This is a genomic window from Ruminococcus sp. OM06-36AC, assembly GCF_003438725.1.
Classification (GTDB): domain Bacteria; phylum Bacillota; class Clostridia; order Oscillospirales; family Ruminococcaceae; genus Ruminococcus_C; species Ruminococcus_C callidus.
The window spans coordinates 177070-202905 of record NZ_QSTT01000003.1 but is presented as its reverse complement, the minus strand read 5'-3'; the positions used below and the strand labels follow the sequence as shown (position 1 = coordinate 202905).

Annotated in this window: 18 protein-coding genes; 10 read left to right on the top strand and 8 right to left on the bottom strand. The window is 51.9% G+C overall.

From position 1 onward, the window contains the following. Positions 1-4: 4 nt before the first annotated feature. Positions 5-928 (bottom strand): GerAB/ArcD/ProY family transporter, encoded by a 924-nt coding sequence (locus tag DXB92_RS04575; RefSeq protein ID WP_021681220.1) that lies wholly within the window; start codon positions 926-928, stop codon positions 5-7. After that, a complete protein-coding gene (locus tag DXB92_RS04570) occupies positions 921-2390 on the bottom strand; it encodes a spore germination protein (protein ID WP_021681221.1) in 1470 nt (489 codons plus the stop codon). The genes DXB92_RS04575 and DXB92_RS04570 overlap by 8 nt, the downstream gene beginning before the upstream one ends. Before the next feature lie 147 nt (positions 2391-2537). Here DXB92_RS04570 and DXB92_RS04565 point away from each other — a divergent pair, with 147 nt between their 5' ends. Continuing rightward, positions 2538-3830 carry a CapA family protein gene (locus DXB92_RS04565; protein WP_181976902.1) on the top strand — a complete coding sequence of 431 codons (1293 nt, stop codon included), beginning with the start codon at positions 2538-2540 and terminating at the stop codon, positions 3828-3830. A 19-nt stretch (positions 3831-3849) separates the two neighbouring features. Beyond that, positions 3850-4455, top strand: coding sequence for a DUF3267 domain-containing protein (locus DXB92_RS04560; RefSeq protein WP_117732728.1), 606 nt, complete (start codon positions 3850-3852; stop codon positions 4453-4455). 47 nt (positions 4456-4502) lie between these two features. Here the strand turns inward: DXB92_RS04560 and DXB92_RS04555 are convergent, their stop codons facing one another. Further along, positions 4503-5249, bottom strand: coding sequence for a M23 family metallopeptidase (locus DXB92_RS04555; RefSeq protein WP_181976901.1), 747 nt, complete (start codon positions 5247-5249; stop codon positions 4503-4505). Between the two features lie 43 nt (positions 5250-5292). On the opposite strand from DXB92_RS04555, the gene DXB92_RS14270 reads away from it, so the two are divergent. The 3 genes from DXB92_RS14270 (at position 5293) to DXB92_RS04545 (ending at position 9322) form a co-directional block, all read left to right on the top strand. Then, positions 5293-5421: a hypothetical protein gene (locus DXB92_RS14270; RefSeq protein ID WP_276713118.1), complete on the top strand. Its 129-nt coding sequence runs from the start codon at positions 5293-5295 to the stop codon at positions 5419-5421. Between the two features lie 387 nt (positions 5422-5808). Further along, positions 5809-7545: an ABC transporter ATP-binding protein gene (locus DXB92_RS04550; protein WP_242986604.1), complete on the top strand. Its 1737-nt coding sequence runs from the start codon at positions 5809-5811 to the stop codon at positions 7543-7545. Between the two features lie 13 nt (positions 7546-7558). Continuing rightward, a complete protein-coding gene (locus tag DXB92_RS04545; protein ID WP_117732724.1) occupies positions 7559-9322 on the top strand; it encodes an ABC transporter ATP-binding protein in 1764 nt (587 codons plus the stop codon). A 106-nt stretch (positions 9323-9428) separates the two neighbouring features. On the opposite strand, the gene DXB92_RS04540 is transcribed toward DXB92_RS04545, so the two are convergent. The 3 genes from DXB92_RS04540 to DXB92_RS04530 all read right to left on the bottom strand — a co-directional run bounded on the left by DXB92_RS04540 (position 9429) and on the right by DXB92_RS04530 (position 12937). After that, positions 9429-10313, bottom strand: coding sequence for an alpha/beta hydrolase (locus tag DXB92_RS04540; RefSeq protein ID WP_181976900.1), 885 nt, complete (start codon positions 10311-10313; stop codon positions 9429-9431). Then, positions 10310-11239 (bottom strand): alpha/beta fold hydrolase, encoded by a 930-nt coding sequence (locus DXB92_RS04535; RefSeq protein WP_117732720.1) that lies wholly within the window; start codon positions 11237-11239, stop codon positions 10310-10312. Before DXB92_RS04535 ends, DXB92_RS04540 begins: the two co-directional genes overlap by 4 nt. A 195-nt stretch (positions 11240-11434) precedes the next feature. Continuing rightward, on the bottom strand, positions 11435-12937 hold the full coding sequence (locus tag DXB92_RS04530) for an alpha/beta hydrolase-fold protein (protein ID WP_040646870.1): 1503 nt from the start codon (positions 12935-12937) through the stop codon (positions 11435-11437). 239 nt (positions 12938-13176) lie between these two features. Here DXB92_RS04530 and cobT point away from each other — a divergent pair, with 239 nt between their 5' ends. The 3 genes from cobT (at position 13177) to lepA (ending at position 18320) form a co-directional block, all read left to right on the top strand. Continuing rightward, positions 13177-14232, top strand: coding sequence for a nicotinate-nucleotide--dimethylbenzimidazole phosphoribosyltransferase (cobT, locus tag DXB92_RS04525; RefSeq protein ID WP_117732718.1), 1056 nt, complete (start codon positions 13177-13179; stop codon positions 14230-14232). A gap of 218 nt (positions 14233-14450) precedes the next feature. After that, positions 14451-16394, top strand: coding sequence for a hypothetical protein (locus tag DXB92_RS04520; RefSeq protein WP_040646871.1), 1944 nt, complete (start codon positions 14451-14453; stop codon positions 16392-16394). Between the two features lie 123 nt (positions 16395-16517). Next, positions 16518-18320, top strand: a complete 1803-nt coding sequence (gene lepA, locus DXB92_RS04515) for a translation elongation factor 4 (protein ID WP_021681234.1) — start codon at positions 16518-16520, stop codon at positions 18318-18320. Between the two features lie 818 nt (positions 18321-19138). Here lepA and DXB92_RS04510 read toward each other — a convergent pair. Then, positions 19139-21655, bottom strand: a complete 2517-nt coding sequence (locus DXB92_RS04510; protein ID WP_117732716.1) for an EAL domain-containing protein — start codon at positions 21653-21655, stop codon at positions 19139-19141. A gap of 25 nt (positions 21656-21680) precedes the next feature. Further along, positions 21681-23603: a GGDEF domain-containing protein gene (locus tag DXB92_RS04505; protein ID WP_181976899.1), complete on the bottom strand. Its 1923-nt coding sequence runs from the start codon at positions 23601-23603 to the stop codon at positions 21681-21683. Between the two features lie 415 nt (positions 23604-24018). Between DXB92_RS04505 and nadA the strand changes: the two genes are divergently transcribed. Continuing rightward, the gene (nadA, locus tag DXB92_RS04500; protein ID WP_117732713.1) at positions 24019-24936 is read left to right on the top strand and encodes a quinolinate synthase NadA; all 918 of its coding nucleotides are present in this window, start codon (positions 24019-24021) and stop codon (positions 24934-24936) included. Between the two features lie 2 nt (positions 24937-24938). Then, positions 24939-25607 carry an HAD hydrolase-like protein gene (locus DXB92_RS04495; protein WP_117732711.1) on the top strand — a complete coding sequence of 223 codons (669 nt, stop codon included), beginning with the start codon at positions 24939-24941 and terminating at the stop codon, positions 25605-25607. Positions 25608-25836 lie beyond the last annotated feature (229 nt).

Here is a 25836-nt window from a genome sequence, read left to right as displayed (position 1 = left end):
CGGATCAGAACTCCCAGATACCGGAAACAGAAATTTTTGAAGCTGCCCCCGCAATGCCCAGCATAGACAGCAGACAGAGGGTACTGGTGTAACGCAGCTTCGGAAAGCACAGCCTTAACAGATGTGCCGCCAGCACGGCGAACAGCGTGATTCGCAGCACGCAGAGCATGACGAATACCAAGATATAAAGGGCATCAGCACGCTGGGTGCTCAGGGGCTGGGAAACGGAAACAATGGCGAAAAACGGGTGGCTGGCTTTTGCCATGCGGCTGCCCAGCACTGCCATGCCCAGCACGGAAAGATAGCTGCCCAGCAGGAACTTTCCCACCCATACCGGCACAATGCTGCGGTAGGTTTTCTTCTCGGAAAAGTCCAGCAGCAGAAACAGCAGCGGCAGTTCGTCTGCGGTGGTCATGCTGCGGAAAAAGCCTTTCCAAATGGTATCGTTGGGGGAGAGTGCCAGATTCTGCGGTTCTGCCTGTGGAATGGCACCAATACACATGATCGCCAGCGTAATCAGCAGGATTCCCAGAATCATGGTGCTGCTGCGGGCAATGGTCTGGATCCCCAGCGATACGGTGTACAGACATACCAGTGCAATCAGTGCCGCCGCCAGAAACTTTTCCGAAAAGGGCAGGGAAATTTCCTGTGAGGTCTGCTGTAACTGGACAAAGGAAGTTCCGCCGCGAAACAGCAGATAGACAATAAAGCACAGGGGCAGAATGCGGTGCCTGCGTGCACATTCGCCAAAACAGAACCCTGTCCGATAGAGCAGCAGTATGGGAATACAGAGCAGCAGCTGTACCGCGGTGGCAATGGCAGCCCCGAAAATGCCCTCAATGGTGAACGGCTCGGTGCGGCAGAGCAGGGGAAAGGCGGCACTGCCCAGCAGAACCGCAAAGATCTGGTTGGAACGGAGTTTATTCATGGTATTCCTCCACGGTGAAACTGCCGGACTGCATCTTGCGGAAGCTGACCCGCGTCAGGGTATCCCGAAAGCCCTTTTTGTACAGCGGGGCAATGGGTGCTGTGATCGGGAAGCCGAAGCTTTCGCCGGCACAGAGATTGAACAGCACGGCTGCTCCCAGCAGACTGATGCCGAACAGCCCCCAGAATCCTGCAATCAGCAGAAACGCCAGCCGCAGCAGGGTGATGCTCTGTGCCAGATCAGGCACGACGAAGCCGGCAATGACGGCAATGGCGGTGACGGTGAGCATGGGGGTGCTGATCAGTCCGGAGGCAACTGCCGCGTCCCCGATAATCAGTCCGGCGACAATGCTCACGGCACCGCCTACGGCTTTGGGCAGCCGCAGACCGGCTTCCCGTATGATCTCGTAGACCAGCAGCACACCGATTGCTTCGGCAGTCAGGGAAATGGGGGCGTTTTCCTCGGCATCTGCCAGAATCAGCAGCAGGGTGCGGTTCAGCAGTTCGGGGTGGTGCAGGGCAATCGCCACATACAACGCCGGCAGCAGCACTGCCACCAGAAAGGCGGCGTACTTGATCCAGCGAACCAGCGTGGCATAGGCAGGACGATAGCAGTAGTCGTCCATAGTCTGGAAGCTTTCGCAGAACAGCTTGGGAATCACCAGTGCGAAAGGCGTGCCGTCAATTAGCAGCCCGACGCGTCCCTCCAGCAGCTTGGCACAGAGCACGTCCGGTCGCTGGGTAGTGCCCACAGTGTCGAACAGACAGCCGCGGCGGTTCTCCAGAAAGGGCTGGAGGTAGCCGGAGGAGAGTATGGACTCCAGTTCCATTTCGTCCAGCCGTGCCTTGATCTGTGCGATTAGGGATTGGGGCACGCGGTCTGCCATGTAGCAAAGGCAAAGGTCTGTCTGGCTTTTGGAACCTTTGACAAACAGTTCCAGTTTCAGCTGCGGGGTTTTCATGCGACGGCGAAGCAGGGACATATTCACGCGGACAACTTCAATGAAGCCGTCCTTTGCTCCCATGACGTTGTCCTCGCCGGAGGGCTCGCTGACGGAACGCTTGTCGTAGCCCTGTATCCCGAATACCAGGGCAGAATCGGCTCCGTCCAGCACCAGCACGGCAAAGCCGGAGTTCAGAAACCGGAACAGGTCAGCATAGGTGCTTGCCTCTGCACGGTCGATAGAATACAGCTGGTGATTCCGGATAAAGGCGAAAACATTTGCCGCAGTAGGGCATTCCAGCCGGATCGCGGTAATGGGCTTGAGGATCAGTTCCGTCATAGTGGACGTAGACAGCATGCCCTCACAGCAGAGCAGGGCGGCAGGCAGCCCGCTGAGAACAAATTCGTTGACCAGCAGGTCTGACGAACCCTCTGCAATGGTGCGGATCTTGCTGAGGTTGACAGAAAGCTGCGGCGAAATGGTCTGTTGTAATAAAATCTCTGTGTGGTTTTGTTGCATAGGGCAACCTCCCGAATGGATTCACGGCAGGACTGCCGTTCTGTTTTCAGTATGCCGCTTTCTCGAAAAAAGATGCAAAATGGATTGCTTTTTTTCCGGAGATGTGCTATAATAAAGTGGATATTTTGTCGAAGAAAGGACGCTTTTATGAAACAACACATTTGGATATACGGGAAAAGGCTGGCGGCAGTACTCACTGGTATCGCCTGCCTTTGTGCGGCGGCTGGCTGCTCCAAGACCAACGAGATCAACGACAGTGCGGCAGTTCCGGCAAACGCACCGGTTTCGGACAGCTCCGCAGACAGCGGTGAAACGCCGTCCGACGACAGCACCGCAGATTCCACCGCAGAAGCCGGCGGCGACACTTCCATTCACGTGGTCGCGGTGGGGGACAATCTGGTACAGCAGTGCGTGTATCAGAGTGCACAGGCACACTCCAACGACGGGACAAGCTATAATTTCGATTATTGCTATGACAATATCAAGCCGCTAATCAACGGTGACCTGAATATCATCAATCAGGAAACGCTGATCTGCGGCGACGGCTTCGAGGTGTCCGGCTCCAATTTCAACTTCAATTCGCCGGTGGAACTGGGGGATGCCGTGGTGGGCATGGGCTTCAATGTCATCACCATGTGCAACAACCACCTGCTGGACAAGGGTGAAAGCGGACTGAACGGCTGCCTGAACTACTGGGATCAGAAGATGCAGCAGTATCCGGACATTCTGGCATGCGGAGTCTATCGGGACTATGTGGACATGCAGCAGCATATCCGCACCAAGGAATTCAACGGAAAAACAGTGGCATTTCTTAGCTACACCGAGAATACCAATGGCTATTCGCTGCCGGACAACTCTGAACTGGAGATCGTGTACACCTCACAGGAGGACATTATCCAGCAGCAGATCGCCGCAGCCAAGGAAATTGCGGACGTGGTAGTGGTGACCTGTCACTGGGGCGTGGAGGATACCTACAACGTTACCGACGGCGTAAAGGCACTGGCACAGAAAATCATTGACTGGGGCGGCGATGTGATTATCGGCACCCATCCGCATGTGGCACAGACAATGGAATATCTGACCCGTCCGGACGGTACGCAGGGCTTTGTGTTCTATTCGCTGGGAAATTTCATTTCTGCCCAGACGGACAACATGAACCTGATCGGGGAACTGGCAGACTTCAACATTGTGGCGAAAGAGGACGGCTCTGTGACCATTGAAGATGTCAAGGTTTCGCCGGTGATCACCCAGTTTGACGACGGGCGGGAATCCAATCTGCGGCTGTATCCTTACAGCATGTATACGGATGAACTGGCTGCCCAGCATGGACTGCCCTATTGTTCGTCCAGTACAGGTCCGTCCTATCAGGTGTGGAGCATGGAGAAGATTCGGGAACTGTTTGACACCTCTGTGCCGGAGCAGTTCCGGAATTACAATTGATAGGGAGAGAGAAAATCTTATGAGAATCATGTGGAAAGGCAAATTTGACGGCAACGAGGAGAGTTTGCCTCACGGAGAGCACAAACCCAATGCGGTGAAATTCAAGGAAATTGACGACATCAAAAAATTGGGGTTGGTTTTGAATTTGCTTTCTGTGCCGCTTATGATCGTGACGTATGCCATTGTGCTGCTCCGCGGCGGTTTTGATGTGATACTGGAACACTTTTGGATATACTGGGCGGGAATTCTGGCGGCAATTGCCTGCCTGATTCCCCATGAGTTTATCCACGCTGTGTGCTTCCGGAAAGAGGCGTATATCTACACCAATCTGAAAAACGGTATGCTGTTTGTGGTTGCACCGGAGGATATGAGCAAGAGCCATTTTATTGTGATGAGCCTGATGCCGAACCTGATATTCGGATTTGTGCCGTTCCTGCTGTACCTGATTTTTCCGCAGCTGGGATTTCTGGGTATACTGGGAGCGACTTCCATTCCGATGGGCATCGGGGACTATTACAATATCATCAATGCCCTGACACAGATGCCCAAGGGAGCGAGAACGTATCTCCATGGCTTTCACTCCTACTGGTATCTGCCGGAAGAGCATGCAGAGCAGGCGGAATAATATGTACGGGACGGTGGAAACATCGTCCCGTTTTTTGTGTGCCGTAATCAGCCGAAATATGCCGTGGGATCTACATACACGCCGCTTTTCTGCACTTCCAGATGCAGGTGCGGCTCCAGGGCACTCTCCAAGTCCGGACTGGCACCGGTCACACCGATTTTCTGTCCGGTCTGTACCGTGTCACCCTCCCGCACTTCCAGCGAGCCGTCCAGACCGCAGTACCGGCTGGTCACACCGTTGTCGTGGTCAATGGTCACGGTATAGCCCCACAGGGCATCGCTGCACACTTTGCTGACAGTACCGGTATCTATGGCGAAAACGTCTGCACCGGCGGCACAGCTGAGGTCTACGCCGTTGTGTGTCTGCCATGTACCGGTGGTTTCGGACTTGATGAGTTCGCCGTCACTGAACGGGTTCAGGATCGCAAAGTCTGCCAGCGGCGGGGTCAGCTGGTGTACCGGTGCTTCTTCCGGCGGAGCTGTTTCCGGAACTGTTTCTGCTGCGGTGGCTGCTGTTTCTGTTGCCGGTGCAGTGGTGGCTGCCGGCGGGGCAGTGGTTTCTGCGGGCTTCGCCACGTCAGTCTGCACGCCGATAACAGGGGCTTCGTATGGTTCGGTTTCAGATTCGGCTTCGGTCAGTTCCATCTGTTCGTTCAGGGAATTGAGGTTCTGCTCCAGTGTCTGACTGGTCTGGCGGTACGCAAAGACACAGGCGGCACCGATCATCAGCAGGCTCAGGAAAAGGGCTGTGTAAAATCCGCGGAATCTGGATTTCTGTTTTGTCTGGGTTTTCATCAAAACCACCTCCAGTGCTAGTTTGCACCGGAGGAATTTTTTTATGCAGACAACAGAAAAAATGGGAAAAGTTGCTTTACAGGTTTGGGCAATACCGCACAAAGAGCGTCTGGCAACTTTGCACGCCATCTGCTTGCAAATTTCCCGTCATATTTCACAAAAATGCTCGTGAATACATCAAGTATTCACTCCGCTTTTTGTTTCATCTGACGAAAAATTTGACGACGCATCTGTCGCACAATCTTTGTGCGGTATTGCCTTTGTTTTTCCTGCGAATAACAGAAATGTATCAAACATCGGCTTGCAATTGCTGGGAAAATAGGGTATAATAGAAAAGCACTGCACAGAAATGTGCGAATCTGTTAGGGCAATACCGCACAAAGAGCGTCTGGCGACTTTGCACGCCATCTGCTTGCAAATTTCCCGTCATATTTCACAAAAATGCTCGTGAATACATCAAGTATTCACTCCGCTTTTTGTTTCATCTGACGAAAAATTTGACGACGCATCTGTCGCACAATCTTTGTGCGGTATTGCCTTAGAAATAAGGAGAGATTCTATGAAACCAAAAAAGGCGGGCAGTGTCAGACGGCTGCTGCCCTATATGAAAGGGTATTGGAAAGAGTGCATTCTCGGACCGATATTCAAGCTGCTGGAGGCGATCTTTGAACTGATCGTGCCGCTGGTAACTGCGAAAATGATCGACGTGGGTATCGCCAATCGGGATACCGGATACATCTGGAAAATGGGCGGGGCAATGTTCCTGCTGGCGGCGTGCGGACTGGCATTCGCTTTGATTTGCCAGTATTACGCTTCCAAGTGTGCCTACGGCTTCGGCACGGCACTGCGGCGGGCACTGTACCGCCATGTGAACACCCTTTCGCACAGTGCGGTAGACCGTATCGGTACGGCTTCGCTGATCACCCGAATCACCAGCGATTCCAATACGGTGCAAAGCGGTCTGAACATGGTGATTCGTTTAGCGACCCGCTGCCCGTTCCTGATTATCGGTGCGGCAATTATGGCAATGCGGATCGACCTCAAGCTGTCCATCATTTTCCTGATCGCCATTCCGATCATCGGCGTGCTGCTGTACAGCGTGACCTGCTGGACGATTCCCCGCTACGGTGAGAATCAGGGCAAACTGGACAACATTGCACGGCATACCCGTGAAAATCTGGACGGTGTCCGTGTTATTCGGGCGTTCTCCAGACAGGACGAGGAAATCGAATCCTACCGGAATGACTGCGATGTGTTCGCCAAGCGTTCCATTGCCGTGGGCAGAGTGGGTGCGATTCTGAATCCGGCTTCTTTCTTCATTATGAATATGGGCATTGTGGCAGTGCTGTGGTTCGGCGGCATTCGCGTGGACACCGGTCATCTGACACAGGGTGAACTGACTGCATTTGTCAACTACATGACACAGATCGCCCTGTCTATGGTACGTATGGCGGAACTGCTGATCTCCTTTAATAAGGCAGCGGCTTCTGCCAAGCGAATTTCCGACGTGCTGGCAGAGGAGCCGGAGATCACAGACGGCGAAAAGCCTCTGACGGTACAGGAACAGGCTCCGGTGCTGGCATTCGATCACGTGACATTTGCCTATCCGGACGGTGGTGAGGCTGCCATTCATGACATCAGCTTTAGCCTGCGGGCAGGAGAAACGCTGGGCATTATCGGCGGTACCGGCAGCGGTAAGAGTACCATTGCCAACCTGATCCCGCGGTTCTACGACACCACTGAGGGAACGGTGCGAATCTACGGCGAAGATGTCCGCAGCTACACACTGGATTCCCTCCGGCAGGTGATCGGCGTGGTGCCGCAGAAGGCATCTCTGGTCAGCGGTACGATCGCGGAAAACCTTCGCTGGGGAGATGCGGCGGCAGATGACGCAGAACTGGAACATGCCTGCAAAATTGCACAGGCGTGGGAATTCGTCAGCCAGACCTCCAGGGGACTGGAAACGAAGGTGACACAGGGCGGACGCAGCCTGTCCGGCGGACAGAAGCAGCGTCTGACCATTGCCCGTGCACTGGTAGGACACCCGAAGCTGCTGATTTTGGACGACAGTATGAGTGCACTGGACTATGCCACCGACTTGGAACTGCGGCGGCAGCTGGCGGCGGAAATGGGCGATGTGACAAAGATCATGATCTCCCAGCGTGCCACTTCCATTCAGCATGCTGACCACATTCTGGTCATGGACGACGGAAAGTGTGTGGGCTATGGCACACATGACGAATTGCTGGTACAATGTCCGGTCTATGCGGATATTTACCACACACAGATGCAGTGAGGAGGGAAAGTTTATGCTGACAGTCATTCGGCGAATTTTATCGTATACCAAGCCGTGCCGCAAGGAACTGCTGGGAATGCTGCTCTTTGCGTTGATCGGCACAGGACTTTCCCTGTTTGTGCCGATCCTCATTGGTAAGGCAGTGGACTGCGTGGTTGCTGTACACGAGGTAGACTTTCCACAGCTGTGGAAAATCATCATCGTTCTGGCACTGACCATTGCTGTCAGTGCCCTGTTCCAGTGGCTCATGTCCCTCTGTACCAACCGTCTGGCGGCACACACCATTCGCGACCTGCGGTGCGACCTGTTCAGCCACTTGCAGCATGTCCCGCTGCGGTACATCGACGGACAGGCGAGAGGGGATCTGATCGGCAGAGCCGTTTCGGATATGGAGATCATTTCTGACGGTTTTCTACAGGCGTTCACCCAGTTTGTCACTGGTATTTTCACCATTCTGGGTACGCTGATCTTTATGCTGACGATCAACATTCGCATTACCATTCTGGTAGTCATTCTCACGCCGATCTCCCTGCTGGTTGCGGCGAAAATTACACAGATGTCCCGTTCCTCCTATCTGAAATCCTCCGATGCCCGCGGAGCACTGGGCGGTCTGGTGGAGGAGATGATCGGCTCCCAGAAAGTAGTCAAGGCGTTTACCTATGAAAAGCGTGCGGAAGAACGGTTTGACGTATACAATACCGAATTGCAGCAGACCGGAGCAAAGGCAACATTTTTCGGTTCAATCACCAATCCGGTGACACGTTTTGTCAACGCTCTGATCTATGCCGCTGTGGGTGTCTGCGGAGCACTGGCAGCTACAGGCAATGTGCCGCTGATCGGTGTGATCACCGTTGGTCAGCTGGCAAGCTTCCTCACCTATGCCAACCAGTACACCAAGCCATTCAACGAGATCAGCGGCGTGGTGGCAGAACTGCAAAACGCCGTTGCTTCCGCAAAGCGTGTGTTTGCAGTCATTGACGAACCGGCGGAGTCGGACGACAGCCATCTGCCGGAACTGCAAAACTGCAACGGCACCATGCAGCTTTCCCATGTGAAATTTTCCTATGTGCCAGACCGTCCGCTGATTACGGATTTCAATCTGGACGTACACTGCGGACAGCGAATCGCCATTGTAGGGCCTACCGGCTGCGGCAAGACTACACTGATCAATCTGCTGCTGCGGTTCTATGACGTAGACGGCGGCGAAATTTCCGTGGCAGGGCAGAACATTGCCGGTGTCACACGGGACAGCCTGCGTGCCTGCTACGGTATGGTATTACAGGAAACGTGGCTGTTCACGGGAAGTATTGCGGAAAATATCGCCTACAGCCGACCGGACGCGACACGGGAAGAAATCGTGGCTGCGGCGAAAGCTGCCTATGCAGACGGCTTTATCCGCCGGCTGCCCAAGGGATATGACACGGTGCTGACAGAGGACGGCAGCGGCTTGTCACAGGGACAGAAGCAGCTGCTCTGCATTGCCCGCATCATGCTGACAGACCCGCCGTTCCTGATTCTGGACGAAGCCACCAGCAGCATTGACCTGCGGACGGAGCAGCGGATCCAGAAGGCATTTGAAAAGCTGATGGCAGGCAAGACCAGCTTTATCATTGCTCACCGTCTTTCCACGATCAAAAGTGCAGACTGGATTCTGGTGATGAATCAGGGAAATGTGCTGGAACAGGGAACGCACGATTCGCTGATGGCACAGAAGGGCTTCTATGCAAACCTGTATCAGAGTCAGTTCGCAGACAGCGAAACTGAAACTACAGAATAGCAGCGTAAATTGCCCTATGAATAACCAAATGCCCCCGACTTTCTTTTTTGGAAAAGTCGGGGGCATTTGGTTTGGGTAGTGTTGCCCCTTGGATATTGCTGCGTATTCAGGCGTGTCTGGTTTCCTGTTGCTCCAGATGGTGGAAGAAATCCGCCTCTGCCTGATTGCAGGCTTTGCCGTTTTCACTGTACAAGTTCAGGTGGAATACGTGGCTGTCTGACGGTACGCCCTCGCCGTATTCCGCAAAGGTGAACGGTATCCCGCATGCTTCCAGCCGCTGCCGCATCGGCGTTGTGCGGGGACGCAGTCCGTCGTTGACACTTGCCATGAGATACGAGGGCGGAAAGCTGCTGTTCATATAGGTGAGAACTTGTTCAAACAGCTTCTGCTGTTCCGGAGCGGCTTCCTGTGTGTAAATGTTTTTGTGTATATTTTCCAGTGACATGTCATAGATGCCGCAGTTCAGAGCAGTGCCGTCCGGCAGCTGGTCATAGGTGGCAAAGTCCAGCCGTTCCCGATAGGCGGCGTTTCCTGCCAGAATGCAGTACTGGCTGACCAGCTGGGCACCGGCGGAATCGCCTACCAGAAACCAGTGGGGGTTGGACGTGTATTGCTTCCGGTGTGCCAGTGTCCAGCGAATCGCCTGACACACATCGGCAATGGCAGCCGGATAGGGGTGCTCCGGAGCAAGACGATAGTTGCAGTTTACCACCACGAAACCCAGTTCCGCCATGTGCATGCAGTAGAACCGGTACAGTTCCTTGTCCCCGTAGAACCAGCCGCCGCCGTGAATGCTGATCAGCACCGGCAGATTTTCGCCGTTTTGCACCGGACGGTATACGTCCAGCAAGTGCTCCGTGATGCCGTCACCGGCGTAGTCCAGATCGCAGAATTTTTCTATGCCCTGCGGCTCCTGCAAGCCGCTGTCCCGCTTGGCATCATTTGCCGCCCAAGCAATGCGGCTTTCCTGTATTTCCTTTGGAATGTTCATTGGTTTTCCTCCCATATCTGTATGGTTTTCAGAATGTCCTGATAGACCAGTTCTTTTTGCGGCTCGTTGAGAATCTCGTGCCGCATCGCCGGAAACAGTCTGGCGGTCACGTTTTGGTATCCCACACTGCGGAGCAGTTCCGCTGCCTGCTGGAATTTCTGGTCGCTGTCGCGGCAGGGATCCTCTGCACCGGAGAGAAACCGGATCGGCAGTTCCGGCTGTGTCACCCGCCAGTCCTCTGTGCTGTAGACTGTCCGCAGCAGATAGAGCAATGCTTCGTAGCCGTTCAGGGAAAAGTTGAAGCTGCAAAGCGGATCTGCGTTGTATGCATCTACCACGGCGGGGTCACTACAGATCCATGCGTTAGGTCTGTCTTCTTCCCGAAACGGTTTCTGGAATCCGCCGAACAGTGCTTCTGCCAGAATCGGGCTGTGATACTGTGCACCCTTTTTCCTGGCGAGCAGTGCCCGCACCCGTTCGCCCAGCCCCATGCCAAAAACGGCACTGGGAGAGCCGCAGACGAACACACCGTCCGGCACATCGGGATACCGTTTCAGATAGCACCGCACCACCAGCGAACCCATGCTGTGCCCGAACAGATACAACGGCAGTTCCGGATACTGTTCCCGTATCCAACGTGTCACCTGATAGAGGTCGGAAACGATCGCCGTGCCGCCGTCCGGATAAAAGTACCCCAGATCTTCCGGCTGGCGGACGCTTTCACCGTGTCCGCGGTGGTCGTGAATGATGCAGAGATAGCCGTGGTCTGCTATTTCCTGTAGGAACGGCAGGTAGCGTTCCTTGTGCTCGCACATGCCGTGTGCCACCTGTAGAATGCCCCGACAGGGTTCCTGCTCCGGACGAACCACCAGCCCATGCAGCAGCAGGCGGTCATGGTGGGATTCCAACACAAATGTTTCTGTCATATGCTGTCCTTTCTGTGTGTGGTTTTGGTTTGCTTATCATATAGTATACCAAAAAAGTTGGCGGTTGTCTATATGCAGGTATTTCGCATTGTATCACAATTGTAAATTCTAAGTCAAAAAGGTTTTGAAAATGAAAAAGGAGCGATTGGAGTCGCTCCTTTCTTTTCGTAAATAATCAGTATGAAAATATGAAATCTAAGTTACTGGATATGTTTGCTTTAAATATGCTGTCAGCATTTCCGGAATGTACTGGTAGTGATGTGTGTGATATAATTGATAGGTGACATTTGCATTATGAGATTCCAGCCGCTGATTCAGCTTTTCCAAACCTTCTAGTGTAGTATCATGACCGTTATAGTATTCGCTGTAGTCAGAGTCTTCCAACGTTCCGCCACACAGAAAAACCTTTTTATCAAGTGTATCATTCCTGTCAAAATAGCCGTAATCATTGCTGTAGTCTTCGGGATCAACACCTAGTTCTTCATGATACAAATTCCAAAATGCCGGACTTCCAATAATGTAATTCCCAAACGGCTGATTTTCATATAAATCAGACTGAAATAATGCTTCATGTGTAAAAACGCCGCCGTTGGAATGTCCATACAGTGTTGAATTCGTATAATCAATAGAATAATTTTCTCCAAGATACGGCATTAGATTATCCGTGATAAAGTCAAGCAGCATACTGCCTTTTTGAATAAAATAGGTGATGCGGTTGTCGTTGTCAGTGCCGTCAATGTTGTAATCATATCCCAGACTGACAAGTATAACAGGAGCTGCTTCACCATTTTCCATGACGCTTCTCAGTTCTGTACAATTTCCAAATCGCCATACACCGTCTGTCAGAAAAAATACGGGATATGTTTTGCTGTTATCATAGTCCGGCGGTAGAGTGACATGCACCAAAAAATCAACATCTAATTCCTCATCATAAATGTTGATTTCGTCAATAGAATCCTTGATTTTCTCTACTGCATCGCGGTCATATTCCCATACGTTTCGATAATCTGCATTTTGATTGCTGGCATACAGGGACTGATCTGTTGCATCAATGCTTCCCGCCGGAAGCACCTCATATTCTCCGGTTTGCAATGCCTCATTGGCAATCCTCATACGAAGTATGTCATTCTCAATTTCCGCATCAGAATAATCATACTGCTTTTCGTCTTCCCTAATCCAATCCAGATATTCTTCAAAATTAGCAAAGGACTTATTTTCTTGTGCACCATCATTGCTGAGTGCAAAGTCAATTGTGCCGCCGTCATAATTGGGATCACTGTTTGGAACGGGATATAACAGCAAAACATCATCTACAAGAATATATTTTAAAGGTAATTGCTCACTGCCATTTATCAATTGCTCCAATTTTTGACATTCTTCTTCTGTCATATTGCTGCGATTATTCTCAAGAGTTTCGCGAAGTTCATCTGCTGCATAATACTCAACACAAACTTTATGTTCTGATGTTACAGCAGATTCTGTTTGTGCTTCAGAAGCGTCATCAAGAAGTGTAAGTTCATGTTTGCTCACAGATTTCAGTTCAGTTGGTGTCATCTGATTGGTGAGTTGTATCTTTTCAGAATCTTGTAGATTCTCTGCTGCGGATTCATGATTGCCAGTTGTACTTGTATTGCTTTTGCAGGCAGTTGATGATACAAGCATGACAAATGACAAAAGAACGACTGCAATTCTTTTCATAATAGGAAAATTCCTTTTCATTTTACTAATTTTGATATGAAAATCGAAACTTATCAAAATCTCTTATACATTATACCATACTCATATCTGAAAAGTCAATAGAATATAGGAAAAATTATATGTTTTCTTTTGAATTTTGGGAAAGTTCCACTTTTTCAATGCCTTGCACAAATCGACAAAACGTGCTATAATGAAAACAAGAACTGAAAGGAAATACTGAAAAGAAAGAGGGAACTCCCATGCTTCAAGAAATGTTACAGCAGATCTCATCACTGGATTCCGCGGCTATGGAAACAGCACGACAGCACTGGGACGCGATTGCCAAGCCCCTGCACAGTCTGGGGCGGCTGGAAGATCTGGTGGTACAGCTGGCAGGCATTACCGGTACGGCGAACCTGCCGCCGCGAAAAAAGGCAGTCCTGATCTTCTGTGCAGACAACGGTGTTGTGGCAGAGGGCGTGACGCAGACCACACAGGCAGTCACTGCCGCCGTTACCCGCAATTTTACCATGGGCATCGCTTCAGTCAACGCCCTGTCCCGTGTCTGCGGGGCAGATGTTTTTCCCGTGGACATCGGCGTGGCGGAGGAACTGCACTGCGACGGCATAATTTCCAGAAAGATCGCCGCCGGCACCCGCAACTTTGCCCATGAGCCGGCTATGACGCGGGAGCAGGCAGAACGTGCCATTCTCACCGGCATTGCACTGGTGGGAGAAAAGGTCGCCGCCGGCTACAACCTGATCATCACCGGCGAGATGGGTATTGGCAACACCACCACTTCCAGTGCGGTCTTTTCCGTTTTGCAGCAGCTGCCGCCGGAGCAGGTCACCGGACGAGGTGCCGGTCTGTCCGGTGCGGGACTGCGGCACAAGGTGGAAGTCATTGCGAAAGCCATTGCCCTGCACCAGCCCGACAGGAACGATGTGCTCGATGTGCTTTCCAAGGTCGGCGGGCTGGACATCTGCGGTATGGCTGGGGCATTTCTGGGCGGTGCAGTCTACCATGTGCCGGTGCTGATCGACGGCTTTATTTCCGCGGTGGCGGCGAATTGTGCCGTGCGGCTGGTTCCTCTCTGCCGGCAGTATCTGTTCGCCTCTCACTGTTCCAGAGAGCCTGCCGGAAAGCTGGCACTGGAGGCACTGGGGCTGCGTGCCTATCTGGACTGCGACATGTGTCTGGGAGAGGGCACCGGCGGCGTGATCGGTGCCAAACTGTTCGACTTTGCACTGGCAGCATATGGCGAGATTGCCGGCTTCGATGCCGTGGGAATCGCTCCCTATGAAAAATTACAATAGGCAATACCGCACAAAGAGCGTCTAGCGACTTTGCACGCCATCTGCTTGCAAATTTTCCGTCATATTTCACAAAAATGCTCGTGAATACATCAAGTATTCACTCCGCTTTTTGTTTCATCTGACGAAAAATTTGACGACGCATCTGCCGCACAATCTTTGTGCGGTATTGCCAATAACGGCAGCACCGCATAAATCATTCCGGAAAAGGAGAGATGTACATGAAATATCAGACTACCAACCTACAGCCCACCAAGCGTTATCCTACCTATCAATTCCACGCCAGAACGGCACAGAAAAAACTGCCTGCGGAACAGGTTTTCTGCATCTGTGTGCTGGAAACCCTGCATTGGCTCCGTTCCCGCCTGAAAAAATTCAGCAGCCTGCCAGAGGACATTTGCACACCGGAGCCGGCACAATATGAAGCCTTTTCCATGCAGCAGCTGCACTCGTTTCACTCCTCGGTGGGGGCGGCTGTTGATGTGATCTATCTGGAAAACCGCGGGCTGTGGTCGTTTCAGATCACCGAGCCGGACATTGGTGCCAATCTGGGTACTCCGCAGGAACGCCCTGCGGTCAGCGGCAGAATTTTTGAAACCGAGATCTCTTTCCTGCTCTGCAAGGACGATGTGGAAGTGGGTGTCCGCACCATTTGTTCTGAACCGTCAGACAGCACGGCTCCCTGTGAAGTGTTCCGTCCTATGATCATTCCGGCACTGGCACAGAATCCCCATGTGGGATTTCTCAAAAACGGTTTTCTGCTGAACGGAAAAGCCATGGAGATTCGGAAGAAAAGCGACATTGCCTACTTTGATGCTCTCTGTCACGCAGCAGATTTCGACATGCCCCTGGTCGTTGTGGCGGACAGCGGTACAGTGCAGAAAAAGCTGGATCTGGAGCAGCTGGACGTTTCAGCTGTGCCGAAACTACAGTCCTTTTCCGCAGAGCTTTCTGCCCATAACGACATGCTGCACTTTTATGACCGCAATGTGCAGATGAATGAAGCGGAATCGACTGTGACCAAAAACCTACAGCAGCCGCTGAACCGCCGTGTCAAGCGGCATGTCAGCAGCAAGATGAAACTCAAACCGGAAGCAGCTTCGCCGGCAAAGGCGGAAACGACGGAAAAACTGCCGGTATTTCCGTTTGAGAAACTGGCGGAAAAGCTGCTGGGGTTCGGGGTGGTCTGTTTCGTGGAGCACCGCTGTCTGGAAGAATTTTCCCGCAAGTATAAGCTTGCGTTGCAGGAGGGGGACATGCTGATCCTTCGGCACGGCAGTACGGCGGAACGCTATTCCTATGCCCAGTACGCCAGGGACATGGACGGCTTTTCTCGCCAGCGGAAGCAGGAACTGCGGCAGATGCTCAAACGCGGAGCCTTTACATTTGGCAGGATCCTGTTTCATTCAGATGCACGGCTGGCAGTATTGCAGGACAGCCAGCAGGAAACCCTTTCGCTGGAGGAACGCTGCCGCATCTTACAGCAGGAAAACGACGAGCTGAAAAACCAGCTGAAAGATTTTACCCAGCAGAACACGGATATGCGTATGAATGGGGAACAGCTGCGAATCTATCAGAAGCAGCTGGCAGAAAAAGAAGCGGAACTGGAACGGCGGAATGCGGCGTATCGGGTTCTGGAACAGGAATACGATTCGAAAAAAAATTCCTATCAGCAGTCTACGGAGATCGTGCAGTTCTATCGGGAAAAGGCAGACATTGCCGCGACATTCCCCACAGACAAGGAAGCCATTCCAGAGTGGGCGGAAAAGCATTTCTCGGACAGCCTGATCTTTACCCAGCGTGCCAGAAACAGTCTGCGGAAATTCAGCAGCAAGCTGGATCTGGCAGTGATCTGTGACGGTATCCTCTATCTGAGTGCCTATGGAAAGTTCCGGCAGGGGAACCTGAGCGAGGAACTGCTGGAACTGTATGGTCAGCGATATTGCTGGGACGTGTCCCGCTGCGGGGCGGAAACCCTGCGGGTGCATCGGGAAGATTATCTGGCACAGGTGGACGACCGGAAGTATCTGCTGGACATGCACATCAAGTACGGCATCAAGGCAAAGGGACTGGCACGTCTGTATTTCTGCTGGAACGAGGAACTGCAAAAAATTGTGCTGGGGTATCTCCCCAGCCACCTGCCCACGCTGAAAAATCCCACGTAACTGCATGCTCCTGCGGCGGCGGGAAAGCTGTGCCTTGACAATCTCCTGAAAAACCGTTATAATATACCATGGAGTAATTTCGGAACAGAGCCGGCTCGGCTCAAATGGAAGGAAGATCATAGAATGGAACATATCCGCAATTTTTGCATCATTGCTCATATTGACCACGGCAAGTCCACACTGGCAGACCGGATTCTGGAACAGACCTATACCGTTGCCAAGCGGGACATGGAAGAACAGATCCTGGACAACATGGATATTGAACGGGAACGGGGAATCACCATTAAGGCACGTGCAGTCCGTCTGAATTATCGTGCCAAGGACGGGGAAACCTATGTGTTCAACCTGATCGACACCCCCGGTCACGTGGACTTCAACTATGAGGTTTCCCGCAGCCTTGCCGCCTGTGAGGGTGCGATTCTGGTAGTCGATGCTTCACAGGGCATCGAAGCCCAGACACTGGCAAATACTTATCTGGCAATCGAACACGATCTGGAAGTAGTGCCGGTTATCAACAAGATCGACCTGCCTGCTGCAGATCCTGACCGTGTCTGCGAGGAGATCGAAAATGTGATCGGGATTCCCGCAGAAGATGCCCCGCGGATCTCCGCAAAGGCAGGCATCAACATCGAAGCCGTCATGGAAAAAATTGTGACGGACATTCCGGCACCCAAGGGCGATCCGGATGCTCCGCTGCAGGCTCTGATCTTCGACAGCTATTATGATGCCTATAAGGGCGTTGTCATCTATATCCGCGTCAAAGAGGGTACCGTCAAGGTCGGGGATACCATTAAGCTGATGGCGACCGGTGCGGAATTCACCATTGTGGAAGCCGGCTATATGACAACGAACACGCTGGTCAACGATGGTGTGCTTCGTGCAGGCGAAGTTGGCTACCTCTCCGCTTCGATCAAGAGCATCGGCGATACCCGCGTAGGTGATACCGTCACCCATGCAGACCGCCCCTGTGCAGAACCGCTGCCCGGTTACCGCAAGGTCAACCCCATGGTCTTTTCCGGTATCTATCCGGCAGACGGTGCACGCTACGGCGACCTGCGGGACGCACTGGAAAAGTTACAGCTGAATGACGCGTCCCTTTCCTTTGAGCCGGAAACTTCCATTGCACTGGGCTTCGGATTCCGCTGCGGCTTTCTGGGACTGCTGCACATGGAGATTATTCAGGAGCGTCTGGAACGGGAGTATAATCTGGATCTGATCACCACTGCTCCCTCTGTTATCTATCGTGTCACCCTGACCAGCGGGGAAGTACAGTACATTGACAACCCCACCAACTATCCGGATCCGGCAGTAATCGCCAAAGCGGAAGAACCGATGGTCAAGGCGGAGATCCTGACACCGGCGGACTTTGTGGGCAATGTCATGGAACTCTGCCAGAACCGCCGCGGCGTGTTTGTCAATATGCAGTATCTGGACGACACCCGCGTGTCCCTGCACTATGTGCTGCCGCTGAATGAAATTGTGTACGACTTCTTTGATGTGCTGAAATCCCGCACCCGCGGCTATGCATCTTTTGATTATGAAGTCAGCGACTATATGGAATCCAAGCTGGTGAAACTGGACGTACTGCTGAACGGCGAAATTGTCGATGCTCTGTCGTTTATCATTCACACCGACAAGGCATACGAACGGGCAAGAAAAATCGTGGAGAAGCTGAAAGAGAACATTCCGCGGCAGCTGTTTGAGGTGCCGGTACAGGCGGCGATCGGCGGCAAGGTCATTGCCAGAGAAACCATCAAGGCCATGCGGAAAGACGTGCTTGCCAAGTGCTACGGCGGCGACATTACCCGTAAGAAAAAGCTACTGGAGAAGCAGAAAGAGGGTAAAAAGAGAATGCGGCAGCTGGGCTCGGTAGAAGTTCCGCAGGAAGCATTTATGAGCGTGCTGAAGCTGGACAGTGATGACTAAGCACGCGGCGAATTTGTAGAAATAGAACAGGCTGTTGTACCGGTGCAAGAGGTACAACAGCCTGTTTTTGTTTTTGCTTGGAATGTGTAGTGGGCAATGCCTACATCGCCCCGCGTCAGCCGCGAAGTGCAGCTTGTTTGCATGCTGTAAATAAGCCTCCCCTGAAAGGGGTGACTCCCCACGGGGTGGGGAGATGCCCGCAGGGCAGAGGGGACCGCTCAGTACGAGGGGAACCGCCGTTAGGCGGTGGAGGGGTTCCTACATGAAGTGCAGCTTCTAGTGCAGCCGAACTGAAACCGTCCGGCGGAATTCGCTCGTTGCACTCGCTGTCCGCCTGGGGCTTGCCAACGCCGGTGGTTGCCCTTGCCTGTATTTGCAGTGTTGGTTCTTTGAGATGTTGCTTGTGCAGGCGGGTAACCTTATTTTGTACGGCGTTTGCAAGTTTATCCGTTTATCATCTTTCATGTACAACCGATTTCACAAGGAGTTACGCTTCTTTTTTTCTTTACTGAAAAGAAAAAAAGAAGCAAAAAAAGAAAAGAGTTCACGTTTCACCTGTACTATGCGGCAATGCATCACCCGAAGATTACACAAGAAACTTTCCTTCATAGATTCTTATCAACAAAAATTCCCCGGCGGGGCATACAGGCGGCTGCTGCCGCCGTAACACTACCCTTTTCACAGTTGAAATTGGGGCGTAAGGTCAGTGGCGACCCGCCACTTCTTTACTGAAAAGAATAAAAGAAGCAAAAAAAGAAAAGAGTTCGCATTTTACTTGTACTGTAAGATTTCAGTATCACCCGAAGATTACACGAAAATCAGTCCTTTTTCTTCTGTTCCAGATTCTGATAAGGCAAAGGCTTGGAGAAATAGTACCCCTGTGTATACTGGATATTGGTAGATTCTACCGTCTGCTGTTCGCCGCTGTTTTCCACGTGCTCTGCGATCAGTTCCGCATCAATGCCCTTGGCAATGTCAGAGATTGCCTGCAAACAAAGCTGCTTCATCGGATCCTTATCGCAGTTGATAATGAGGTCGCCGTCGATCTTGATAAAGTCCGGATTGACGCGGAGAATCGCCGTGAAGTTGGAGAAGCCTGCTCCGAAATCGTCAATGGCAATTTTCACGCCGAACTTGCGGATCTCGTTCAGGAAGTTCACCATTTCGTTGAAATCGCGGATTTTCTCCGATTCCAGAATTTCAAAGGTAATGCGTCCGCATGCCTCCTGCGGCAAATTGCTCAACAGTTCATACAGCATGGAACGGCTGGCTTCGGAACTGATGTCATAGGCGGACAGGTTCAGGAACACACTTTCTGTGCGGTCGCGGAACAGTTCCAGTACCTTTCTGATCATCAGCTGGGAAAGCTGTAGGTACAGGTGATAGTCCTTGGCGATTTCCAGAAACTGCCCCGGAGCATAGATGTTATGATCCTTGTCGGACAGCCGCATCAGGGCTTCATACTTGGTGATCTCCTGTGTGCGGTTGTCACGAATGGGCTGGAAGTAGGGGACAATGCGGTCATACAAAATGGCATCGCTGATGATGTTGGTCATACGCAGCTTTTCGTCCATTTGCTTCATGGTTTCGGCATTATCCTTGTTGTACAGATAAAAGCGGGCATTGTGGTCTGCCGTGGCAGACATGCAAAGCTGTATCTTTTCCAGCAGATCGGTTTCGCCGATGACGACATAAAAGGCGTTGACTGCTGTGATGTTCAATTCCTTGCAGAAGTAATAGCCGCATTCATGGAACGCCATTTCTGCCTGTTCCAGAAATTTATCGTCCGGATATTCCGGCTCGGCGGTGAAGAAAAACGACCATTTATCGTTGCAGTAAAAGAAAAGCTCCGTGTCATGCAGCGTACGGATCACCTGCTGAATATTTTCCCGCATCAGCTGGTTCCATACCTTGGAACCACGGCGACCGGAGATCAGGATCCCCTTTTCAATGGAGATCATGCAGATCTTGTTGTATCGATGTTTTTTGTCGTCGAACTTGAATTTCACGAGATTTTCCAGCTCCGTTTCCTTATCTAAAAATGTATTGCTGCGAAGCAGGATCTCCTGCTGCATGATCTGTCGGGAAGCAGAGGAAATCGTTGTTTGCTGCTGTGCATGTTCCAGATATTGATCGATGTTGTGCCAGTCGGCATCCAGTCCCTGTAAATCGTCCAGCAGGGTCTGGTCAATGGGCAGATAGTCGTGTTCCGATTCTGTCATACCGAACAGCGTATCAGCTCCCACATAGACTTGATTGTGTTCTTCTGCCGCGGCGATCTCTCCGTGCAGAAATGCTCCGCAAATGCGGCTGCTGCGAAGTGCCCGCAGTTCCCATGCAGTGCAGTTTGTCATGGCAGAGTAGTGCAGCGTTCCCGGATAGGCAAGGATCGTCTGACAGGGCGTGGTGTTCAGTTCTGCACAGCACTCCCGCAGCTCTGCCACAGCAGTCAGAGGGCTGAGATATGCCATACGGAAGCGTGTGCCTGCCGGCAGCCAGTTGGAATAGGTCTGTATGCGGTTTTGCGGTTCACTATAGCTCAAAAACTGGCTTTGTGTACCCACCTGCTGTAATGCCAGCGGAAACCGCATCAGCAGTTCCGAACAGATCGGACAGGGCTTAGTGTGGCAGATCTCCTCCAGCTTCTGCTGAAACCATTGAGATGCCGGCTGGTGATCTACTTCCAGAATACTGTCCTGCTCGGTTTTGGTAATGGTATATGTTTCGCCGAATGCTTCCTGCCCCTGAACTACACCGCTCCATGTGCGTAGCGTGGTGCCGCACAGAACGGCAAACACGGCGTTGTGAGGATAAACCCCGCTTTCATCAAAGGAAAACGCACCGAATGTGTTGGCACTGATCATGCCGCCGGCAGCGGGAATGTGCTGCCGCAGCTGTTCCAGATGTTGCAGGAACGGCTGCATGTGCATGTACTGATCTGTGAAAAATGCAAACAGGGCACGGCTGTCTGCGGGGAAGTTCTCTGCGGCTTCTTCCGCCAGCTCCTCCGGTGTTTTGCCGTCCAGGGAAAGCCGGAAAATTTCCGGACGTGTCCGGCGGAATCGGGTGATGTGCAGCAGGCACTGGTCCGTATAGATGCTGCCGTGATGAATGACGGCGGCTGCACTGGTGCCGAGAACTGCGGCATCGGGAAGAACTTCTTTCACGTGCTGTGCGATCGCGACGGCACTGGCGGGACTGTGACAACAGGTATGTATCAGAACCAGCCATGAACAATCCGGCGGAGCTGTGCGGCATTGTTCCTTCAGAAAATTTTTGAGATCTGCCTGATCGCGGTAGAGCAGGGCAGAAGAAACGATTTCTTTTTCATGCATAAAATGTCACCACCTTTTTGTCGGATCAGCGGCGGGCTTTTCGTCGCTGCACTTTGTCCTCATACATGCGGTCGTCGGCAATTTTGATCATCTGATCCAGATCAATCTCGTCTTCCAGTTTCTGAAAGCAGAAGCCGATACTGGATTCCACCAGATAGTGTTTGCGGGAGATCTGATTATACTGCCGCAGATACTCACGGAATCTCTCACGGAAGCTTTCGAAATAGTTGTCGTCCATGTCTGCAATGACACCGGCAACGGTGAATTCGTCCCCGCCAAAACGAGAGCAGACTTCTCCCTGAATGGCACTGGTCATCAATGCTTTGCCCACTGTGCTGATGGCGTTGTCGCCCTCGGTGTGTCCGTAGGTATCGTTGATGTGCTTCAGTCCGTCCAGATCGGCAGAAATGATGATCACGCTCATGTCCTTTCCCTTGCTCTCCGTCAGCTGTTGCCGGAACTGGCGGTAGAAACCGCGGCGGTTCAGAAGTCCGGTCATATGGTCGTGCACATACAGCTTTTCCAGTTCGCTGTTGACGCTTTTCAGCTGCATATTGATGGATTTGGTGTGCATCTGGGAATGGAAGATCCCCAGTGCAGAACCCATGGCATTCATGAAGCTGTTGATCTTTTCGTAGGAATCATAGGAGATGTCCGTCTGGAATGCACAGTAGCCCATAGTGAGATCCAGAAAATGCAGGGCACTGAAGATCACAGGATCTTCCCGTTCCAGCAGCCTGTTCAGATCTGGGATCAGTGTGTTTCGGGAGGTCACACAGGGCTCCTCGGGATTCCAGAAGTACCGCTGGCAGAGGACGTTGACATTTTCACTGAATGCCTGTTTTTTCTGTTTTCCCTCGCCGAATTCCGGAGCACAGAACAGGTCGTCATTCAGGGCAAAGACTATGGTGTGGAAGATGAATTTATCCAGAATGATCTCCGGCAGTTCCGACAGTGAGGCCATGCTGGTGACAGCGGACTGTACCTGACATGTCAGCTCCTGCCGTTCGTTGGAAAGCTTCAGCTGATCCAGCACGTTCTGCAAAATGGTATTGACATTGACCGAGCCGACTGCCTCACAGCCGCAGGACTGGGAGAACCGCACGTAAAAATCCACAACGGTGGAAGGTTCTACAGGCTGTCCCAGCCACAGCTTTTCTACTGCTTCGATGACCAGCCGTCCCATAGTGTCATAGTCCTGCGTGCAGGTGGTGAGGTGCGGCACGTGATAGCTTGCCTGTGAGATACCGTCAAATCCGGTGATGATGCAGTCCTCTGGTATTCGATAGCCGAGGTTTTGCAGAAACTGACTGGCTGTAATCGCCATGGTGTCGTTGGCACAGATAATTGCATCAGGGATCGGCAGTTTATCTTCTACAAACCACTTTTCCATGGCTTCTATTGCAGGCTTTTCCCAGAAATCCCCGTATGCAATACGGCAGTTCTCCTGCGACAGCCCGTATTCTTGCAGGACTTTCTGAAATGCGGCGATCCGTTCATTGGAAAAATTATTTTCTGCAAATCCGGCAAGCATGAACAGCGTTCTGGCGTGGTGGACTTCCACCACATGGCGGCAGAGTTTTTCAAACGAGTTGGCATAGTCGAACCGGAAATTGATGCAGCCCTCCAGAGCCTTATCGATCGTCAGTACTGGGATCTGCCGGCTGCGGCAGTTCTCCAGAATGTCGTTCAGAATGGAATCTCTGTAAATGGTATCCGGAAAGAGGATCATTGCGTCCAGCAGATCATAGGGGATCAGCTGATATACAGTCATCTCGCCGAAGTCTGTCGGGGTCGGCGGCAGAAAAAAGTCGGATTTTGTATTGAATATAAAAAGGCGGTATCCTTTTGCAGAAGCATGTTGATTGAATGCTTTGATACATTGCAGTCTGTATTCTTCCTGTACGCGGGAAAGACATATACCAATGATGCGTGCCTCTTTTTGCATGGGCAGAGCCTTCTTTCTGTAAATAGTAAAATTGTTAAAATGAAGCATGAAATCGCTTTCGGAATCTGTTGGAAATGCACAAGGAATGCATAATATCATTATAACATACTTTTTGCATTTTGTGAAGTGCCTTTTTTGCACAAATTTCCGAAGTGAAAAATGTGGATTCTGTTTGAAGGGCTGAAATATGCCTTCGTCCTTCTATGGCAGCCCTGCATAAAGTACGTCCTTTACAAAAACAAAACATAGCATTTTCCTATGTAAATATCCTGTGAAAATCTTGACAAACTCCATTTGTTATGCTATACTAGAATAAGTTTATCTATTTTTGCAAATGCAAGTATAAATCACATATTTTTTAGCGAAGATGAGAAATTGTGGCGTGAAGTACACTGTCCCGAAAGGAATTGAGATTATGAAAATACGTGAGATTCAAGAGGAGATCCTGCGGCTGAAAAAAGAACGCGACTTTTGTATTCTGGCACACAGCTATCAGACCAGTGATATTCTGGAAATTGCTGACTTTACCGGAGATTCCTATGCTCTGAGCGTGAAGGCAAAGGATACACCGCAGAAGAACGTGCTCATGTGCGGCGTGCGGTTCATGGCGGAAACTGTGAAGATCCTTTCTCCTGAAAAAAACGTATACCTGTCCAACCCCACGGCAGGCTGTCCTATGGCAGAACAGATGGATAAAGAGATGATCCGTGCGGTGAAGATGCAGTATCCGGACTATACCGTTGTGGCATACATCAACACCACCGCGGAACTGAAAACCATTTGCGATGTCTGTGTGACTTCTTCTTCTGCGGTCAAGATCGTTTCGCAGCTGAGCAATGACAAGATTCTCTTTATTCCGGACTGCAATCTGGGTTCCTTTGTCCAGCAGCAGCTGCCGGAAAAGAAGATCAAGCTGTTGCAGGGCGGCTGCCCGATCCATGCGGCACTGACGGCAAAGGACGTGCGTCGGGCAAAGGAAGCACACCCCCATGCGTTGATGCTGGTGCATCCGGAGTGCCGTCCGGTAGTCTGTGAGCAGGCGGACTATATCGGTTCGACTTCCGGCATCGTGAATTATGCCATGCAGTCGGACGCAAAGGAATTCATTATCGGCACAGAGATCAGCATTGCAGAAACGCTGCAAAATGCTTGTCCGGAAAAGCGGTTCTATCCGCTGGCAAAGAAGCTGATCTGTGAGAATATGAAGTCCACCACGCTGATGGACATTTACCACATTCTGAAAGACGGCGAGGGCACGGAGATCCAGCTGAACAGCAAGACCATTGCCAAGGCACGCTGCTGCATTGACCGCATGATCGCACTGGGAGGCTGAGCATGAAAGCGTTACCGAAAGACCTCCGGTATCTGCTGTTTGATCTGGACGGCACACTGACCGACTCCGCAGAGGGGATTCTCCGCTGTGTGCAGTACGCACTGGAACAATGCGGTACACCGGAGCCGGATGCGGAAAAGCTGCGGCCGTTTATCGGACCGCCGCTGCTGGATTCCTTTCAGGAGTTCTGCGGCATGCCGCCGGCACGTGCTGCCTTTGCGGTGGAGCAGTACCGGAAACGGTTCTCCACTGTAGGGCTGCTGGAAAATGCGGTGTATGACGGGATTCCGGAGCTGCTGGAACAGCTGCGGGAACACGGCTATGTGCTGGCAGTGGCGACTTCCAAGCCGGAGGTCTATACGCTCCGGATCCTGGAGCATTTTGACCTGTTTAAGTACTTTACGGCTGTGGCCGGCTGTGACATTCATCGGGCGGGCGAAACCAAGGCGGACATGATTCGTCTGGCACTGCGTCGGCTGGGACTGCCGGAGCAGGAGCCGCCGCAGACGGTGATGATCGGCGACCGGAAGCACGATGTCCTCGGAGCAAAGGAATGCCGCGTGCCCTGCATCGGGGTGCGGTACGGCTACGCGGAAGCCGGTGAACTGGAACAATATGGTGCAGACTGGGTGACCGACAGCGTGGAAACACTGGGAAAACTGCTGTTGTGAGAACTGCACTGCACGGAATGAAAGCACTGCAAAATGCGGTGCTTTTTTTGCGTGTTTGTAAAAAAATAAACAGACACACCGGACATTCCGGAAATACAGATTGACAGCAGAATTGGAATATGCTACAATAAAAAGAGATATTTTAGGCAACACCGCACAAGGCTTTTCTGTCGCTTTTTTGCGGGGTTGTTTTTGCAATGGGGAAAAATGAAAACAGGGACAGTTCACA

Bases quoted from the DNA above. Each gene is read 5' to 3' on its own strand.
- DXB92_RS04575 (WP_021681220.1), bottom strand. From the start codon at position 928: ATGAATAAACTCCGTTCCAACCAGATCTTTGCGGTTCTGCTGGGCAGT.
- DXB92_RS04570 (WP_021681221.1), bottom strand. From the start codon at position 2,390: ATGCAACAAAACCACACAGAGATTTTATTACAACAGACCATTTCGCCG.
- DXB92_RS04565 (WP_181976902.1), top strand. From the start codon at position 2,538: ATGAAACAACACATTTGGATATACGGGAAAAGGCTGGCGGCAGTACTC.
- DXB92_RS04560 (WP_117732728.1), top strand. From the start codon at position 3,850: ATGAGAATCATGTGGAAAGGCAAATTTGACGGCAACGAGGAGAGTTTG.
- DXB92_RS04555 (WP_181976901.1), bottom strand. From the start codon at position 5,249: ATGAAAACCCAGACAAAACAGAAATCCAGATTCCGCGGATTTTACACA.
- DXB92_RS14270 (WP_276713118.1), top strand. From the start codon at position 5,293: ATGCAGACAACAGAAAAAATGGGAAAAGTTGCTTTACAGGTTTGGGCA.
- DXB92_RS04550 (WP_242986604.1), top strand. From the start codon at position 5,809: ATGAAACCAAAAAAGGCGGGCAGTGTCAGACGGCTGCTGCCCTATATG.
- DXB92_RS04545 (WP_117732724.1), top strand. From the start codon at position 7,559: ATGCTGACAGTCATTCGGCGAATTTTATCGTATACCAAGCCGTGCCGC.
- DXB92_RS04540 (WP_181976900.1), bottom strand. From the start codon at position 10,313: ATGAACATTCCAAAGGAAATACAGGAAAGCCGCATTGCTTGGGCGGCA.
- DXB92_RS04535 (WP_117732720.1), bottom strand. From the start codon at position 11,239: ATGACAGAAACATTTGTGTTGGAATCCCACCATGACCGCCTGCTGCTG.
- DXB92_RS04530 (WP_040646870.1), bottom strand. From the start codon at position 12,937: ATGAAAAGAATTGCAGTCGTTCTTTTGTCATTTGTCATGCTTGTATCA.
- cobT (WP_117732718.1), top strand. From the start codon at position 13,177: ATGCTTCAAGAAATGTTACAGCAGATCTCATCACTGGATTCCGCGGCT.
- DXB92_RS04520 (WP_040646871.1), top strand. From the start codon at position 14,451: ATGAAATATCAGACTACCAACCTACAGCCCACCAAGCGTTATCCTACC.
- lepA (WP_021681234.1), top strand. From the start codon at position 16,518: ATGGAACATATCCGCAATTTTTGCATCATTGCTCATATTGACCACGGC.
- DXB92_RS04510 (WP_117732716.1), bottom strand. From the start codon at position 21,655: ATGCATGAAAAAGAAATCGTTTCTTCTGCCCTGCTCTACCGCGATCAG.
- DXB92_RS04505 (WP_181976899.1), bottom strand. From the start codon at position 23,603: ATGCAAAAAGAGGCACGCATCATTGGTATATGTCTTTCCCGCGTACAG.
- nadA (WP_117732713.1), top strand. From the start codon at position 24,019: ATGAAAATACGTGAGATTCAAGAGGAGATCCTGCGGCTGAAAAAAGAA.
- DXB92_RS04495 (WP_117732711.1), top strand. From the start codon at position 24,939: ATGAAAGCGTTACCGAAAGACCTCCGGTATCTGCTGTTTGATCTGGAC.